The following is a 16,029-nucleotide window of genomic DNA, read 5'->3' on the forward strand; positions in this document are numbered from 1 at the left end:
CTATTATATTTATACCACAAAAATAGCGATTATTGTCGGGAAAATATAAAAAAACAAATAAGCTGTGGCATTATGCCGAAAGCTTATTTGTTTAAATAAGAGTATTTTCCTCTTGGAGTAAAAGTTGTATGAAGATATTTTTTAGCAATTTCTGATAGGGGATTGCCTAAAAATTCTTTATAAATTTGATGAACCCTAGGATTTTCATGCGAACGTCTAATGTTTTTTTCTTTATCAATATTATATAATGTATCTGCACGATTGTGACGGTAATCTAAAGATATATATTTGTGATCTCTAGTACCTAGAATAGGTTGACCTCCTCCACCTACACATCCTCCAGGGCATGCCATAACTTCCATATAATCGAATTTTTTTTCACCGCTTTTGAACATATCCAAAGCTTTTTTAGCATTTCCTGTTCCATGGGCAATTGCAACAGTAATAATTCTATCTCCTAATTTAACAGTTCCATACTTGAGTCCACTTTGACCTCTAGCTTCTTTGAAGTCGGGAACTTGCATTTCTTCACCAGTTATTAATTTATGAGCACTACGAACGGCTGCTTCTAAAACTCCACCTGTAGCTCCGAATATCATTCCTGCACCGCTATATTGATCAAATGGTTCATCGTATTTATCATCAGGTAAATTTGGAAAATCAAGTCCTACTTCTCTTATCATGCGTCCTAGTTCTCTTGTAGTTAAAACATAATCTACATTTCTAAATCCATCAGATGTCATTTCAGGTCTACTTGCTTCATATTTTTTAGCAGTACATGGCATTATAGCAACATTTACTATTTTGCTTGGGTCTAATCCGTACTTTTTAGCATACCATGTTTTAGTTAAAGCTCCACACATTTCATGAGGAGATTTTGTAGAAGATAGATGTGGTAAAAATTCTGGATAAAAATGTTCTGCAAATTTTACCCAACCAGGACAACAAGAAGAAAGAAGAGGTAATTTTTCAGGTTCATGTAAAAGTCTTTCAACTAATTCGCTACCTTCTTCCATAATAGTTAAATCAGCAGTAACATCAGTAGCAAATACTTTATCAAAACCTATTCTTCTAAGAGCTGTAACTAGTTTTCCAGCAACAAATGAACCAATAGGCATTCCAAAAATTTCTCCAATTGTAACTTGAATAGAAGGAGCAGTTTGAGCTATTACTATTTTATCTGGATCAGATATTGCTTTCCAAACTTCGCTGATATGTTCTTTTTCAGATAAAGATGCTGTAGGGCATGCAAGTATGCATTGACCACACATAATACAAGTAACATCTTCCAAATCTTTTTTAAATGCAGGTGCAATTATTGTATTTAATCCTCTGTTTAAAGGTGAATATACATTACATTCCTGAATTTTGTTACAAATTGCCATACAACGGCGACAATTTATACATTTATTGTAATCTCTTTGTATTGCAGGATTATTATCGTTAAAGCCGTAATCATTCATTTCACCTGTATAAGGTATATTTCTAACACCTAAATTATCTGCTAAATTTTGAAGTTCACAATTTAAATTTCTAATGCAAGTCAAACATTCTCTGTGATGATTTGAAAGTAATAATGTTACAGCTGATTTTCTTGCTTTTCTTACTCTTTGGGTATTAGTTTTTATTTTAAGTCCTTCTCTTACTGGATAAACACAAGATGCTTGAAGATTACGAGAGCCTTCAATTTCAACGACGCATACTCTACAAGAACCTATTTCATTAATATCTTTTAAATAGCATAAACTAGGGATTTCAATATTTAGCATTCTTGCAGCTTCTAGTATTGAAATTCCCTTAGGAACATTATAATCTATTCCATCTATATTTATATTTACAGTTTCATTTTTTATATTTTGCTCTTTGTTTTCGGAAATATTCTCCATTTATTTTCACCTGCCTTTATCTTTTATATATTGCATCTACTGGACATTTTGGAATACATGCTCCGCATTTAATGCAAATATCTTGATTTATACTAAAAGGTGGTTTTCTGATTTCGCCTGTAATAGCGTTTACGGGACAAACTTTAGCACAAATTCCACAAGCAATACATTTTTCGTCTGATATTACAATTTTTAGCAAATCATTACAAACACCAGCTGGACAGCGTTTATCTTTAATATGAGCTATGAATTCATCTTTAAAATATTTTAATGTACTTAAAATAGGGTTAGGAGCTGTTTGGCCAAGGCCACATAAAGCAGAGTCTTTAATATCATAAGAGAGTTCTTCTAGTATTTTTAAATCTTCCATTTCGCCTTTGCCTTTGCTTATTTTATTTAATATTTCAAGAAGCCTTTTTGTACCTATTCTACAAGGTACGCATTTACCGCATGATTCATCTTGAGCAAATTCTAAATAAAATCTTGCAATATCTACCATACAATCAGTTTCATCCATTACAATCATTCCTCCAGAACCCATCATTGAACCTATATCAGTTAGTGATTTAAAATCAATTTTTGTATCTAATAGTTTTTCCGGAATACATCCTCCAGATGGGCCTCCAGTTTGAACTGCTTTAAATTTTTTATTGTCGTGAATTCCACCACCTATATCATAAATTATTGTTCTAAGAGAAGTTCCCATAGGAACCTCTATAAGTCCTGTATTGTTTATTTGACCTGCCAAAGCAAAAACTTTAGTACCTTTACTGTCTTCTGTTCCGATGCTTGAGTACCAGTTAGAACCTTTTCTAAGTATTATAGGAATATTTGCGAATGTTTCTACATTATTATTTAGTGTTGGTTTTTCCCAGAGACCTACTTCAGCAGGAAAAGGAGGTCTTGGTCTAGGTTCACCTCTAAGTCCCATAACAGATTGAATTAAAGCTGTTTCTTCTCCACATACAAAAGCACCTGCACCAAGTCTTATATCTAAATCAAAATCAAAAGATGATCCTAATATATTTTTACCAAGAAGACCTAATTTCCTTGCTTGTTCTATGGCAATTTCAAGTCTTTCTACTGCTATGGGATATTCTGCTCGTACATAAATATATCCTTTATGAGCTCCTATACAATATCCAGCAATGATCATAGCTTCTATAACTGAATGAGGGTCTCCTTCGAGTATTGAACGATCCATAAAAGCGCCTGGGTCACCTTCATCAGCATTACACAATACGAATTTTTTATCGCTTTGATAAGAAGCTGCATATTCCCATTTAACACCTGTTTTAAATCCTCCACCACCACGACCACGGAGACCAGAGTCTTTTATTTCTTTTATTATTTCTTTAGGAGGAATTTTTTTACTTAAGATATTACCAAGTGCTATATATCCGTCCATAGCTATATATTCTTTTATATCTTCAGGGTTAATAATTCCACAATTTCTTAGAGCGATTCTCATTTGATGGTTAAAAAAATCTATTTCGTCTATAGTTTTTTGTATTTCATTACTTTTAGGTGAGTGATATAAAAGTTTTTCAACTATTTTCCCTTTTTCAATATGATTATTAATTATTTTATCTACATCATCTGGTTCTACCTTTGTATAAAAAGTTCTATCTGGATGAACAACTAATATTGGTCCTAATTTACAAAAACCAAAACATCCTGTCTTGAATACTTTAACTTTATCTTGTAAGTTTCTTTTAATTATTTCATTTTCTAGTCTTTCGCGAACTAAATTACTTTTAGAAGAAGTACATCCAGTTCCAGCACAAACTAAAATATGATATTTATTGATTTCTTTTTCGATAGAAGTATCTTTAAGACGTAAACTTATTGATTTTAAAGATTCATTTTTAATATTTTCTAAATCTTCGATGGATTTTAACAATATATTCACCTCCTATTTAGTGGTTTTATTTTCTTTATGTTTTTTGATATATTTGTAAAGGATTGATGGAATATCAGCTGGAGTTAGTTTTCCATGCACATCTTCGTTTATAGTAATAACTGGAGCGAGCCCACAGGCGCCAATACATCTGGTAGCTTTTAACGTAAATAGTTTATCCATGCTGGTTTCACCGACATCTATTTGAAGTTCTTTTTTTATAGTTTCTAAAATTTCTTGAGCTCCTTTGACATAGCAAGCAGTTCCAAGACATACTCCTATAGTGTATTTTCCTTGTGGTTCTTCTGAAAATAATGCATAAAAGCTTACAATACCGTTAATAGTTGAAATTGGAATATCAAGTTTTTGTGAAATATACGTTTGAACTTTTTCAGGAAGATATCCAAATATTTCTTGAGATTTTTGTAAAATTCGAATAAGCATACCTTCTTCTTCTTTGTATTTCTCAATAATTTCATCTAATTTTTTAAAATTATCTTCTTCATTTTTTTCGATGAGAATTTCCATTTGTTTCACCTGCCTTTTTGCATTATTGGTGTAATTCAATATGTAGTATTTGCCAATATATATGGTATTATGCGTTTTTATAAAAAACAAAAAAGTTAGATCTGATTAGACCTAACTTTTTTATTTAAAGAAAAATTTACATCTATAATAAATTGGGTATCTATTTTTTTTTCGTTTTTTGTATTGTGAATAGTATAGGTAGCAATTTCTCTTATTATTTCATTTTTATCATTTAGATGTATTTCTATTATACAATTATCAAATTCTTTGTTGTTGTAATATATTAAATATCCAGAATTAGTTTTATTGATAGTGAGTTTGTCGAAATTGAGAATAAGTTTATTATTTAGAGAATTAATTAAACTTAAATCAATATCAAAATAATTGGCATTTTCAGTATCTTTTTCATTATTCCATTTGTCGATTTTTATATATTTTTTTTCATTTGCATTAATAAATTTATAAGGAATTTGAATATTTGTATTATCAGATTTTATTAGTTGCATAATACCATTAATGTAGTAATTTTTATTATCTGCTAATCCTTCTATATTATAGTTAAATTGCATTGTATTGATGTCTTCTATTTTTATATTCATAATCATTTTCATATTAAATTTACCATTGTAATCTGATATTTTTTTTAGTGAATTGTAGATATTATTATGGTTATTATTAATAATGACTGTATAATTTTTATAATCCCATAGTACATTTGCATTAAGACTTTCGCATATAAATCTTACTGGAGCTAGTGTTTTATTTGATATTATTTTGGGTGGAGTGTCTAAAATTATTAATTTATTGTTTAAATATGCTTCTTTGTTATTTATTTTGAGTTTTATATTTATGTCATTTTTTTTTATGATTACTTCTTTGTTATTTTCAATCCATGAAACTGTTGCTCCAAGTTTTTCGCATATAGTTCTTATTGGTGCGAGTGTTCTATTATTTTCAATTATAGGAGAAACATTGAATTTTAATATTTTATTATTTATATTTATTTTTATTTCTTTATTAATAGCTATTATAGGTATATTTGTTATTGATAATAATATTATGGTAAAAATCAAAAAGTAACTAATTTTTTTCAAATAAATTCACCTCATATTTATAGGATATAGTGTTTTAATTATATATTAACATAGTACATAGTTGATTTTATTTTAAAATATTATTACAGATAATATTTGTGTAGATTCTTGTCTGAAATTACTGTATAATAATTACTACAGTTAAGTGGAAAAAATTAATTATAAAAGGAAGTGATTTTATGAAATGGATTGAGATTACAATAAAAACTACTACGGAGGCGGTTGAGGCAGTTACAAGTATTCTTTATGAATCTGAAGTAGGTGGAGTAGTAATAGAAGATCCAAATGACTTTTTGTTTCAAGAAAAAGATGATGCGGATTGGGATTACATAGAAGAAGATGTATTTAATACTGGATATGAGGGAGTTATAATAAAAGCATATCTTTCGGAAGAAAAAAATGTTGTTGCAGAAGTTGAAATGATTAGAGAAAAAATAAAATTACTTCCAAGTTATGGTTTAGATATAGGAGAAGGAAGTGTAAATATAACTGAAGTAAATGAAGAAGATTGGGCTAATTCATGGAAACAGTATTATAAACCTAGTAAAGTAGGAGAAAAAATAGTTGTAAAGCCTACTTGGGAAAATTATGATGAAAAAGAAGGAGAAATAGTAATAGAACTTGATCCGGGAATGGCATTTGGAACGGGAACTCATGAGACTACTACTATGTGTATAAAAGAATTAGAGAAAAGAGTGAACGATAAAACTATTGTATTTGATATAGGATGTGGAAGTGGAATATTATCTATTGCAGCTGCAAAGCTTAATTCGCCTAAGGTTATAGGTGTAGATCTTGATCCAGTTGCTGTTAAAGTTTCAAGAGAAAATGTAGCTTTAAATAAAGTTGAGGATGTAGTAGAAATAAGACATGGAAATTTAATGGAAGTAGTTTCAGAAAAGGCAGATATAGTAGTTGCAAATATTATAGCTGATATAATAATACTTTTATCAAGTGATGTAGGAAAATTTTTAAATAGTAATGGATTGTTTATATCATCAGGTATAATATTGGATAAAATAGAAGATGTTAAAGTTGCTCTTTTGAAAAATAAATTTGAGATAATAGATGTAAAAACTATGGGAGAATGGGCAGTAATTGTATCTAAAAAGGGTGAGTAAAGTTGGATAGGTTTTTTGTTGATTTAAAAAATATAAATTTGGATAAAAAACAGTGTTTTATAGAAGGTGAAGATGTAAAGCACATATCTAAAGTTTTAAGATGTAATATAGGAGATAAACTGGAAATATGTGATAAAAACAACAATGAATATGTGTGTGAAATAAGTGATATAACTAAAAAACAAGTTTTTTTAAATATAATAGAAAAAGTAAATGTAAATAGAGAATCTGATATAAAAGTAAAAGTGTATCAAGGGCTTCCTAAAGGACAGAAAATGGATTTAATACTCCAAAAATTAACTGAGATTGGTGTAGTTGAAATTATACCTGTTGTAACTAAAAGAAGTGTTGTAAAAATTGATAATAAAAAAGATAAAAAAATTGAAAGATGGGAAAGAATAATATATGAAGCGGCAAAACAAAGTAAAAGAGGGATTATTCCTAAAGTAAAAGGGCCATTAAATTTTAAAGAGGCTCTTTTAGATATGAAAAATAATGATTTGAATTTAATTCCCTATGAAAAAGAATATTTAAAATCTATTAAAAGTGTTTTAAGAAATATAAATGTTAATTCAATAGGAATTTTTATAGGTCCAGAGGGAGGATTTGAAGAAGAAGAAATAGATGAATTTAAAAATATAGGAGGAATTTTAGTAAGTTTAGGTCCTAGAATTTTAAGAACAGAAACGGCATCTATAGTAGCAACATCTATAGTACTTTACGAACTTTCTGATTTAAAAGGAGATGAGTAATTTGAAGAAAGTCGCATTTTATACTCTGGGGTGACCGAAAGTTAAAGTAAATATGATTGCTCCTATGCCTTGATAGATAAGGCTTTGGGCAAATGGCAAAAAGACCACTATTTTGATTAAGTGGTCTTTTTTTCTTTCAAAAAATATCTAGTTGCAACGGAATTTCCTTTTTTCTCAACAATTCCTCTATCAACAAATTCTTTAAGGATAGAACCAGCACCAGTGCGCCCCATTCCTATAAGGTCCTCAACCTCTTTTCTTGATACTGATTCGTGTTCTTTAAGGTACTGTATAAGTATTGGCTCATAAGAACGATAAAGAAACTTTTGTTTTGGACGCATTTTCTGTTTTTCTTTAGCTTTATAAAGGAATTTATGAGTAATTCCATTTTGAAAAGTGATAGAATGTACTCTTTTATCAACGACAATAATTTTATCAATAACAGTTTGTATGAAATCTTGTATTAAAGTCTTATCAACAACCTCTAAAAGTTCTCTATAATCAATATTTCTTTTTCCGGAAAGATGTTTACTCATTAAAAAATTACTTGCTTTATTTAAGAAAGCAACATCGGTTGTTAATCTCATATCGGCATTTCTTCTATGGAGTTCTGAAAGTTTCTCATTTACTCTTTCGAGGTGCTGTGTTAGGTCACGTTTTTTGAATAAAAAGTCTTTATTGGACATAGCTTCATCGGAAAATAGGAATAAATCTTCAAGTCGCTTCAATGCTTTTTCATACTTCATTTTTTCTTTCTTTAAAGATTCTAGTTCTAAGTTTTCAGCGGATTCCTCTTCATTGGAATTATTATAAGCTTTATCATCGAAACCAACAGCAAAGGCGATGTATGTTTCTTCAAGACCTTTTCTATCAATACATTCCACATCTACAAAAGATTTACCGCGCAAAAGTATTCTCTCAATATCGCGAAGAGAATGCTTTTGTGTAATTTTATTTTGCAAATTAGTAAAGTTTGAAATATAGTTCAATACAAAAGGCATTAATGTTATATCACTAACAAAATTATTGCAATTACGGGTATTCTCTGTAAAATGATTTGAATAACAAGTATATCTTGATGGTCTGTAACCGTCTTTTCTCGCTCTGTCAAGCCCTGCATTCATGCCTAAACCGCATTTGCCACAAAATAATATTTTTGAAAATATATGAGTGTTGGTGTTAGCTCTTTGAAATTCTCCGTTCCCCTTATAATTATCAGATAACATTTTATTAACCTTCTCAAATTGCTCCTTTGAAATGAAACCCGGGTGATTATTTTCAACGACAACCCATTCTTTTTCATCCTTCCAACGCCTGTTAGGGCTATTCTTTACATTGTACCTGTAAGTACCTATATAAAACGGATTTCTCAATATATCATTTACGGTTTTAGCGGTCCACTTTCCACCACGTTTGGTTTTTACTTGCTCTGAATTTAATTGAAAGGCAACTTTAGAGGTAGAAGCTTTTTTCTCGTATAAGTCATATATATATTTAACCGTTTTTGCTTCCTCTTCATCTATTACAGGGAATTTTTTCTCTTTTGACCATTTATACCCCAGAGGAACAGTTGCACCATTCCATAACCCTTTTTCGGCTCGTGAAAGCATTATTGAGAAAACACGTTCAGCGGTCAACTTGCGTTCAAGTTCTGCGAATACTAGAATTATTTTCAACATGGCTTCACCCATGGCGGAAGAGGTATCGAATTGCTCGTTTTTAGAAATAAAGGTTACGCCATAATCCTTTAATTCGTCATACATTTCGGTAAAGTCTTTCAGATTTCTTGAAATCCTATCAATTTTCCATACCAGCAAATGTGAAAATTCGTTATTCTTTATGCGAGACATCATTTCTTGATATTTTGGTCTATCAGTATTTTTGGCGGAATACCCAGCGTCCTCAAATATTTCAAAATCATCAATACCCAACACGTATTTTGAGTAATTAGACAATTCTTGACGCTGGAAGGGTAAAGAATCTTTATCTATTTGATGTGATGTTGAAACTCTTATATACAAAGCGGCTTTTTTCAAGTACATAACTCCCTTCATAAAAATATAACCTCATGTTTATGCACGAGGTTTTGAGAAAATTTTAGACTTCAATATTTAATAAACGATGAATTTCTTTATGAACTTCCGGATTATTTCTATATTGTTTTATAACTAACTTTTCTATATCAGAATATTCATAGTCAGATTCTTCGCGAGTTGTAGAAATTTCATCAATTTTATTATTAGATTTTAAGTATTTTTGGCGCGCTTTAGAAATTTTAGAAACGACTTTTGGAAGTTTATCACCAGTAAAAACAGCAGTGCATTCAATTCCGTTAGCGTCATAATCAATCAAGAGATAATTTGTAACAACCTTTGTTTTCTTTTTTGCAGCTAAAGCAAAAATTCCAAGCGCAAGAACTCTCGTTAGAGTAACATCCTTGGATATCTGTTCATCGGTTTTCATGGAAATATTTTTAATATTATCATACGGTATAACAATACTTTTTGAAAATCCGCGAATAATTTTAATTGAATCTGGAAAAGCGACAATTTCCACAACGCCTGCTTTGGGAATTTCCGGAATACCTCCACAATAATTAACAGCCATCTTGAAACCTCCTAATCATTTTATTTTGCAGTTTAATGTTTTAACCCAAGCTTTCTTTTCGCTCGTCTAAAACTAATGATGTTTTCCCTTTTTTCTCCGCCTCTAATTCAAGACGGTATGCATTCAATTCTTTTTCGATTGAATCTTCTTCATTTTGGGACATATTCTGCTTTTTTTCTAACACATTCTCTTTGGTAGCGGCAATTTCTTCATCGCTATTAATGGCTTTAGCGAGAGAATAGACATAATCTTTAATCACTTTTCTCTGTTCTTCTCCTAGTTTTAAATAACTTTCTATAATTTTTTTATCAAGTGAATCAAGATTATATTCGGTTGATAGTTTTGAAATAATAGTTGAATCATTTTCGATAAACATTTCTCCTTTTCCAAAACGAAGCCATTCTTCATTTACGGAAAATTCACGGCAGATATCTTTGATAATTCTATCTGTTACTTTTTTAGTTCTTTTACGTTCAATATCAGACAAAGAGCCTTGTCTTATTCCTAGTTTAGCAGACATTTCACTTTGATTAATATTAAGGACACGTTCCCTTAAATATTTAATTCTTTCATGAATGTCAAATGAATAATTTCCCATAATTTCACCTCCAATCACTTATAATAATTCTATTATAATATAGGCTATCTATAAAAACAATAGGAAAACGATAAAATATAGGTTGACTTTATAGGCAACCTATATTAATATATAGGTATACTATAAAACAAATGGAAGCGAGAAAGAAGAAAAACCCCGTACAAAAGCACGGGGCAAAAGAATTACTTACTTTGTAGAGCATTAACAATCTTATTGAATTTTTCAATAGAAATAGCACCATTTAGATAATATTCCTTGTAACGTTCAATTTCATTTTGGATATTATCTTTGAAAGCCTTGGAAGCTTTTCTATTGATTTTAGGTAAATCATCAAGAAAACCGAGTTCAAAAGCTAGACGATATATATGCTTACACGGTAACTGTCTAGTTTCAAAATCATAACAAGTGCAACTATTAAGAGTTACATTATAGATTCCGCTAGAACCTATAATTTTAGCGGTTTTCTCTTTAGAATTTACACTGACGTTTTGAGGCTTGATTTTCTGCATAGTAGCAATTCTTTTGATTTGGTCATGGTTTTCATGAATAGAGTTGTCCCAATTTCCAAAATTCATGGTATTGCCCCTTCTAATCTGTATTTCAATCTGGCAGGATTGATAAATATAGTATAGCAAAGGGGAAGGGAGAAATAAAGATATTCAGAAGTTGAGAGGAGGTGATAAATTTGAAAACGCACGACATTAAAAAAATTATGATGGGACTATGTGTTGATGAAAGTCAAACGCCGGGAATTAGGATTGAAGTTGTAATGGATGGGATACCGGAAGAACTACAACGAAAAATGGAAGCAGAAATCAAAGAGTTTGAAGAAAAAGCAATGGACATTGTAACGGCGGCATCCGAAACAATGTCCAGCAAAATCACTAAATAGTATAAACAACCGATGAACCACAACTACAAGGCTCAATAGTCCCGGTATGTGGATAAAGAATAGTTTTTAGAAATTTGTTGCAGTTATAACAAAAATATTTTCCGGATGGCAATTTGAGAAGGTTTCCGGAAGAATCAACCGTTTGAAAAGTTTTCTTTATACCCAAAATAAACACCCCCTTCCAATTAAATTATACACCATTAATTGGAAAGTAAAATATAGGAGGTATGAAAGTATGAAGCATGGCAAGAACCCAACTCGAGCGCAAAAGAAAAGAATAAAAGAGATGGGATTGAATTTTAAGAATTGGCTAGTGATAAAAGATACACCAGACTTATTCCAAATAGTAAATAGAGTATCTGGAAATATAAGAACCAAAAATAAGAGATTAGAGGTCGGGAGATAAAAACAGAGGAGGGAGAGGGAGTGACTGCAAAAGAAAAGTTAGAGCAGGAAAGAAAAAGGTTACATCTATTAATTGAAAATGGTGGTTCTAAAGAAGAAATTCAAGAGCAATCAGAAATATTGGACCAGTGCATAACGGAATTTTATTTAATACAAAAAGGAGCGTGAAAAAATATGTTACAAGACAAGTCTATTTTGAAACAAAAGAAGATTGACGCAGAAGAATTTGTAAAAATTTTAAGCAAGTTATCAGAAGAGGACAAAGAAAAAATATTCTACATGGTAAAAGGAATTGAATTGGTGAGTAATTCAAAAAAGATGTTAATGGCGGCAGGAATATAGCCTGCCGCGGTGACAAAGACAAATAATCAATCTTAAAGGGGGCGAATGAATTTGAGCAAACCAGACATCAATAAGGTATGGAAAGCACTTGCGAAATATGGAATCAAAAGTGAAAAAGAATTAGACGAAGCTATAAAAAATATGAAACCCATAAACATTGGGTGCATGGTATCACCCGTAAATAAAATATCTATATCAAGAGAAGCAAAGGGGGTGAAAGTTTGAGGAAAATACCCGAATACTGGCTCGATGTTCCGGGGTCTAAGAAATACCAAGTTTCTAATTACGGAAATTTTAGAAGAAAGCTTAAAAATGGAAGGGTTAAGCCTATCAAGTCGTATTTAAAAAAGAACAAATGGATGGTTGTAAAAGTGGATTTCAATGGGACATATAGAGAATATGAAGTTCATAAAATCGTTGCGGATGTATTTTTAGAGAAAAGAACTTCGCCGAGCATGGTTTTATATCACAAAAATGGAATTATTACAGATAATTACGCAGGCAATATTGGCTGGATAACAAGAAAGGAATTAGGCAAAAAGACAGGAGGAAATACTAAAAAAAGTATACCAGTTATTCAACTGGACGCTAAAACTGGAGAAATGATTAATTTTTATAAAAGTATTTCTGCGGCGGCTAGAGATAATTTCATTCATAAAGAAACAATTTGCCAAGCAATTCGTGGAAAATTAAAAACGGCAGCAGGGTTTAAATGGAAAAAAGAAGGAGGAAGAGTAAATGATATTTGATGAAATGATATTTAAAGATGAGAAACATAAAACTTTCTTTAAAGAGCAAGTGGAGAAAACACGAAGCAGGAATGACCCCTACAGAAAGGCGTTATTTTATGTTTGGGGGCTTACAGAGGAAACAAGAGAGAATATTGAAAGTTTATATAATTTCAAAGAAAAAGCAATTGATTTCGAGGGATTGAATAAGTCATGGCAGACAGGAACAACTATAAAAGTTTGTCGACTTGCATTTAACCTTTACAACGGATTATACGGGCAACAAGATGAATCGGAAAGCGCCATGGATTATACACCGTATGGAATTTTCGATTGCGGACTAATTGATTACATGTTGGAAGCAGTAAAAATTAGATTTGAAGAATATAAAGGATTACCGTTTTAATGAAAAAATGAATCCTAAGATAAAGATTGGAGGCAAAAATATGCTGGTAGCTGAAAATGTTAGAGGGTTTGACAAGTTAGAAAAAAACGCAGAGTTATTCAAAGTGTTTCTAAAGAATTTTTATAACGCATGGGGGCTTGAAGCAAGAGAAACAATAAAGCCTATTAGCGTTAAATATGTTAAAGAAAAAGGCGGAAATCCTTATTTAAGATTCGATTATGAAATGTATGGAAAGAAAGAATGGTTACATGTAACGGGTTCTGGGACATGGTATTAACATTGGCAAAGAAGAGGTGAGGTCCATGGCAACAATTGTGATTTTTGTTACATGCCTTACAGTGCTTCATATAGGATATAAAGTCGGGCAAAAACACGGAAAAAGAAATAGGAGGCGAAAGATATGAAACGATTGGAAGCGAGAGTGGTTATATTAGGAGATTATGGCGTTGTAACTCCTACTCAATACATAAGTTTTGATGATAAGTGTCCAGTTTGCGGAGAAAGTGGTTTGGAAATAAAGGGGAATCGGTATTGCTCGGATGGCGAGTTTTACTGGACAGACAACATTTACTGTAAGAATAAATGCAAGTTTAAATATGATGATTTGGTAAATTTAAAAGGCTTTAAAAGGAGATTTTAAAAAGATAGGTGATAAAAATGACTAACAAGGAATTGAAAGAAGCAATGATGTCAGAAGAAAGCATTATATTTGATGGAGCAGAGTACAAATGTATTTCGGCAATCATTTATCGAAAAAGCGGGAATAAAATCAAAATCCGAGCAGAATTAATGGACAAGAATGCGCACAGTGTAATAATAGTAAACCCGGACAAGGTAGAAAGAAAGCATATTCAAACATGACTAAACCAATTGTGCCAAACAAAAGGAAGAGAGTAAAGGTGCGCATATTAGAAAAATGGAAAATAATTACAAATACAATTAAATTGAACAATTTTGAAAGGACAAAAGAAAAACGCTTTGCACGCACCTTCCAACAATGAATGCAAAACGTTTTTCTTTGAACTATCGCCGTCTAAACAACGATGAAACTATAAATCCATTATAGCAGAATGGCGGCGAAAGTCAAGAAAACAGCGCTTGACACGGGCGCAATTCGGGCTTGTAATGGGTATTAACATTCCAACGAAAGAGTATTACCCAGATATAAAATATATAAAAATAATATCTAAAAGATTGTACTAATAAATGAGTATGTAAGCAAGAGAAAAAATATACCAAATACATCACTCGTATTTATTATTGACAAGTACAATAGGAGTTATTCATTACTGGGGGATAAATTTTAATATTTGAATAGAGTGAGTAGGAATGGTTTTAATACTCCTTATATCTAAAGTTGTATAACAAAAAGAGAAGGGAGAGAAAACCGTGAGAAGTTTCATGAGAGAAAAAAAAATATATTGCGGCAATAGATATTTGGAAGTTGATATTTTTCCATATTCACAAAATCAGAAAGATGTAAGCAGGAGAGGGAAGAGGGCAAAAAAACAGAAGGTCACAGAGCCAAAGCAAAGGAATCTGAATGATAAGAATGCAAGGAGGTATTTGACACAGCTTGCAAATACAAATTTCAGTGAAGAGGATTTGCATGTTACAGCTACATACAAAGACAAGTTTCTACCAGAGACAATAGAGGAAGCAGAAAAGGAAGTTGCGAATTACTTACGCCGTATAAAGTACAGAAGAGAAAAAGAGGGATTGCCACCCTTGAAATACATACTTGTTACAGAATACAGCACCGGGAAAGATGGAAAGAAGCCAGTGAGAATACATCACCATATATTCATAAATGGTGGACTTGACAGAGACACAGTTGAGGACCTATGGTGCAAAAGAAGAAAGAAAGGTCAAAAGAAGGGCGAAAGAATAGGATTTGTTAATGCGGACAGGTTACAGCCAGATGAAAACGGGGTTGCCGCATTGTGTGCATACCTAACAAAGAACCCAAGTGGAAAAAAACGTTGGAGTTCATCGCAGAACCTAGAAAAGCCATGGAGTAGAAGCAACGATTTCAAATACAGTCGCAGAGAAATTGAAAGAATAGCAAAGAATCCTCCGGGAATTGAGTATTGGGAAAGAAAATACGAGGGTTGGACACTTGCTAACAAAGATTATGCATTCCGTGTAGAGTACAACGAGTATACAGGGTGGTCCATATATTTGAAAATGTGTCGTAAAGAATGAAGGGAGCGTGAAAGAAATGCACGACCAAAGAAAAGTAATGCAGAGGCATCAAAACAGCGTGAACAATGCACAAGGACATCATTTTGAAACTTACATAAAAGCTGGGTGTAAGGTATATTGTGCAAATGGACAAGCAGAAGTGGGAAAAACGCCGGAGCCGTTCAGAGTGACAAAGAAACACAAAGACGGGACATTTACAGGTAGATTCACGTCACTTGCACAACCAGACTTTCAAGGGACTTTAAAAGGTGGACGCTCAATATGCTTTGAAGCAAAGTACACCAGAACAGACAGAATGAAAAGGAGTGTTTTGACAAGTACGCAGATGGAGAAGCTTGAAAACCATGAAAAGCTCGGAGCAGTAGCAGGGGTATGCATTGGCATTCAAGACAAGTTTTTCTTTATTCCGTGGAGTATTTGGCGGGATATGAAAGCACATTACGGGAGACAATATGTAACCGCAGAAGATGTGGAGCGGTACCGAGTAAGATTCACAGGAGCGGTGTTGTTTCTGGATTACGTTCACAAGGAAAGAGGTGTTGAAATTGAATAAAAGAATAAGAAA

Annotated in this window: 21 protein-coding genes; 13 read left to right on the plus strand and 8 right to left on the minus strand. The window is 31.8% G+C overall.

Features of this window, described 5'->3' with window-relative positions; all coding sequences use genetic code 11:
- Window positions 1–83: 83 nt before the first annotated feature.
- From BUA19_RS00325 to BUA19_RS00340, 4 genes are all read right to left on the minus strand, one after another.
- Window positions 84–1,886: an NADH-dependent [FeFe] hydrogenase, group A6 gene (locus tag BUA19_RS00325; protein WP_072722886.1), complete on the minus strand. Its 1,803-nt coding sequence runs from the start codon at window positions 1,884–1,886 to the stop codon at window positions 84–86.
- A 16-nt stretch (window positions 1,887–1,902) separates the two neighbouring features.
- Window positions 1,903–3,789: an NADH-quinone oxidoreductase subunit NuoF gene (locus tag BUA19_RS00330; RefSeq protein ID WP_330388959.1), complete on the minus strand. Its 1,887-nt coding sequence runs from the start codon at window positions 3,787–3,789 to the stop codon at window positions 1,903–1,905.
- A 12-nt stretch (window positions 3,790–3,801) separates the two neighbouring features.
- The gene (locus BUA19_RS00335) at window positions 3,802–4,314 is read right to left on the minus strand and encodes an NADH-quinone oxidoreductase subunit NuoE family protein (protein WP_072722887.1); all 513 of its coding nucleotides are present in this window, start codon (window positions 4,312–4,314) and stop codon (window positions 3,802–3,804) included.
- A gap of 95 nt (window positions 4,315–4,409) precedes the next feature.
- Entirely contained in the window at window positions 4,410–5,408 is a 999-nt protein-coding gene (locus BUA19_RS00340; RefSeq protein WP_072722888.1) for a copper amine oxidase N-terminal domain-containing protein, read from the minus strand.
- 179 nt (window positions 5,409–5,587) lie between these two features.
- On the opposite strand from BUA19_RS00340, the gene prmA reads away from it, so the two are divergent.
- Both prmA and BUA19_RS00350 read left to right on the plus strand, forming a co-directional pair.
- Window positions 5,588–6,529 carry a 50S ribosomal protein L11 methyltransferase gene (gene prmA / locus BUA19_RS00345; protein ID WP_072722889.1) on the plus strand — a complete coding sequence of 314 codons (942 nt, stop codon included), beginning with the start codon at window positions 5,588–5,590 and terminating at the stop codon, window positions 6,527–6,529.
- 2 nt (window positions 6,530–6,531) lie between these two features.
- Complete coding sequence (locus tag BUA19_RS00350; protein ID WP_072722890.1) at window positions 6,532–7,281, plus strand: 16S rRNA (uracil(1498)-N(3))-methyltransferase; 750 nt, start codon at window positions 6,532–6,534, stop codon at window positions 7,279–7,281.
- Window positions 7,282–7,397: 116 nt separating this feature from the next.
- Here BUA19_RS00350 and BUA19_RS00355 read toward each other — a convergent pair whose 3' ends face one another.
- From BUA19_RS00355 to BUA19_RS00370, 4 genes are all read right to left on the minus strand, one after another.
- Window positions 7,398–9,317, minus strand: a complete 1,920-nt coding sequence (locus tag BUA19_RS00355) for a recombinase family protein (RefSeq protein WP_207645958.1) — start codon at window positions 9,315–9,317, stop codon at window positions 7,398–7,400.
- Between the two features lie 61 nt (window positions 9,318–9,378).
- Window positions 9,379–9,888 (minus strand): hypothetical protein, encoded by a 510-nt coding sequence (locus BUA19_RS00360; protein WP_072722892.1) that lies wholly within the window; start codon window positions 9,886–9,888, stop codon window positions 9,379–9,381.
- 40 nt (window positions 9,889–9,928) lie between these two features.
- Window positions 9,929–10,486: a helix-turn-helix domain-containing protein gene (locus BUA19_RS00365; RefSeq protein ID WP_084601865.1), complete on the minus strand. Its 558-nt coding sequence runs from the start codon at window positions 10,484–10,486 to the stop codon at window positions 9,929–9,931.
- Window positions 10,487–10,668: 182 nt separating this feature from the next.
- Window positions 10,669–11,061, minus strand: a complete 393-nt coding sequence (locus BUA19_RS00370) for an SWIM zinc finger family protein (RefSeq protein ID WP_072722893.1) — start codon at window positions 11,059–11,061, stop codon at window positions 10,669–10,671.
- A gap of 110 nt (window positions 11,062–11,171) precedes the next feature.
- Between BUA19_RS00370 and BUA19_RS00375 the strand changes: the two genes are divergently transcribed.
- The 11 genes from BUA19_RS00375 to BUA19_RS00410 all read left to right on the plus strand — a co-directional run bounded on the left by BUA19_RS00375 (window position 11,172) and on the right by BUA19_RS00410 (window position 16,017).
- Window positions 11,172–11,378 (plus strand): hypothetical protein, encoded by a 207-nt coding sequence (locus BUA19_RS00375; protein WP_072722894.1) that lies wholly within the window; start codon window positions 11,172–11,174, stop codon window positions 11,376–11,378.
- A gap of 235 nt (window positions 11,379–11,613) precedes the next feature.
- Window positions 11,614–11,784, plus strand: a complete 171-nt coding sequence (locus BUA19_RS11580; protein ID WP_178137403.1) for a DUF6906 family protein — start codon at window positions 11,614–11,616, stop codon at window positions 11,782–11,784.
- 20 nt (window positions 11,785–11,804) lie between these two features.
- On the plus strand, window positions 11,805–11,951 hold the full coding sequence (locus tag BUA19_RS11585; RefSeq protein ID WP_159428941.1) for a hypothetical protein: 147 nt from the start codon (window positions 11,805–11,807) through the stop codon (window positions 11,949–11,951).
- 6 nt (window positions 11,952–11,957) lie between these two features.
- The gene (locus BUA19_RS11590) at window positions 11,958–12,125 is read left to right on the plus strand and encodes a hypothetical protein (protein WP_178137404.1); all 168 of its coding nucleotides are present in this window, start codon (window positions 11,958–11,960) and stop codon (window positions 12,123–12,125) included.
- Window positions 12,126–12,170: 45 nt separating this feature from the next.
- Window positions 12,171–12,350: a hypothetical protein gene (locus tag BUA19_RS11595; RefSeq protein ID WP_178137405.1), complete on the plus strand. Its 180-nt coding sequence runs from the start codon at window positions 12,171–12,173 to the stop codon at window positions 12,348–12,350.
- Window positions 12,347–12,874, plus strand: a complete 528-nt coding sequence (locus tag BUA19_RS00380; RefSeq protein WP_072722895.1) for an NUMOD4 domain-containing protein — start codon at window positions 12,347–12,349, stop codon at window positions 12,872–12,874. The genes BUA19_RS11595 and BUA19_RS00380 overlap by 4 nt, the downstream gene beginning before the upstream one ends.
- On the plus strand, window positions 12,864–13,259 hold the full coding sequence (locus BUA19_RS00385) for a DUF6075 family protein (RefSeq protein WP_072722896.1): 396 nt from the start codon (window positions 12,864–12,866) through the stop codon (window positions 13,257–13,259). Before BUA19_RS00380 ends, BUA19_RS00385 begins: the two co-directional genes overlap by 11 nt.
- A gap of 40 nt (window positions 13,260–13,299) precedes the next feature.
- Complete coding sequence (locus BUA19_RS00390; protein ID WP_072722897.1) at window positions 13,300–13,536, plus strand: hypothetical protein; 237 nt, start codon at window positions 13,300–13,302, stop codon at window positions 13,534–13,536.
- 123 nt (window positions 13,537–13,659) lie between these two features.
- Window positions 13,660–13,899, plus strand: coding sequence for a hypothetical protein (locus BUA19_RS00395; protein ID WP_072722898.1), 240 nt, complete (start codon window positions 13,660–13,662; stop codon window positions 13,897–13,899).
- Between the two features lie 749 nt (window positions 13,900–14,648).
- Window positions 14,649–15,464 (plus strand): rolling circle replication-associated protein, encoded by an 816-nt coding sequence (locus BUA19_RS00405; RefSeq protein ID WP_072722900.1) that lies wholly within the window; start codon window positions 14,649–14,651, stop codon window positions 15,462–15,464.
- A gap of 16 nt (window positions 15,465–15,480) precedes the next feature.
- Window positions 15,481–16,017, plus strand: coding sequence for a Holliday junction resolvase RecU (locus tag BUA19_RS00410; protein ID WP_072722901.1), 537 nt, complete (start codon window positions 15,481–15,483; stop codon window positions 16,015–16,017).
- The last annotated feature ends 12 nt before the right edge of the window (window positions 16,018–16,029 follow it).

This window comes from Tepidibacter thalassicus DSM 15285 (genome assembly GCF_900129915.1).
GTDB lineage: Bacteria > Bacillota > Clostridia > Peptostreptococcales > Peptostreptococcaceae > Tepidibacter > Tepidibacter thalassicus.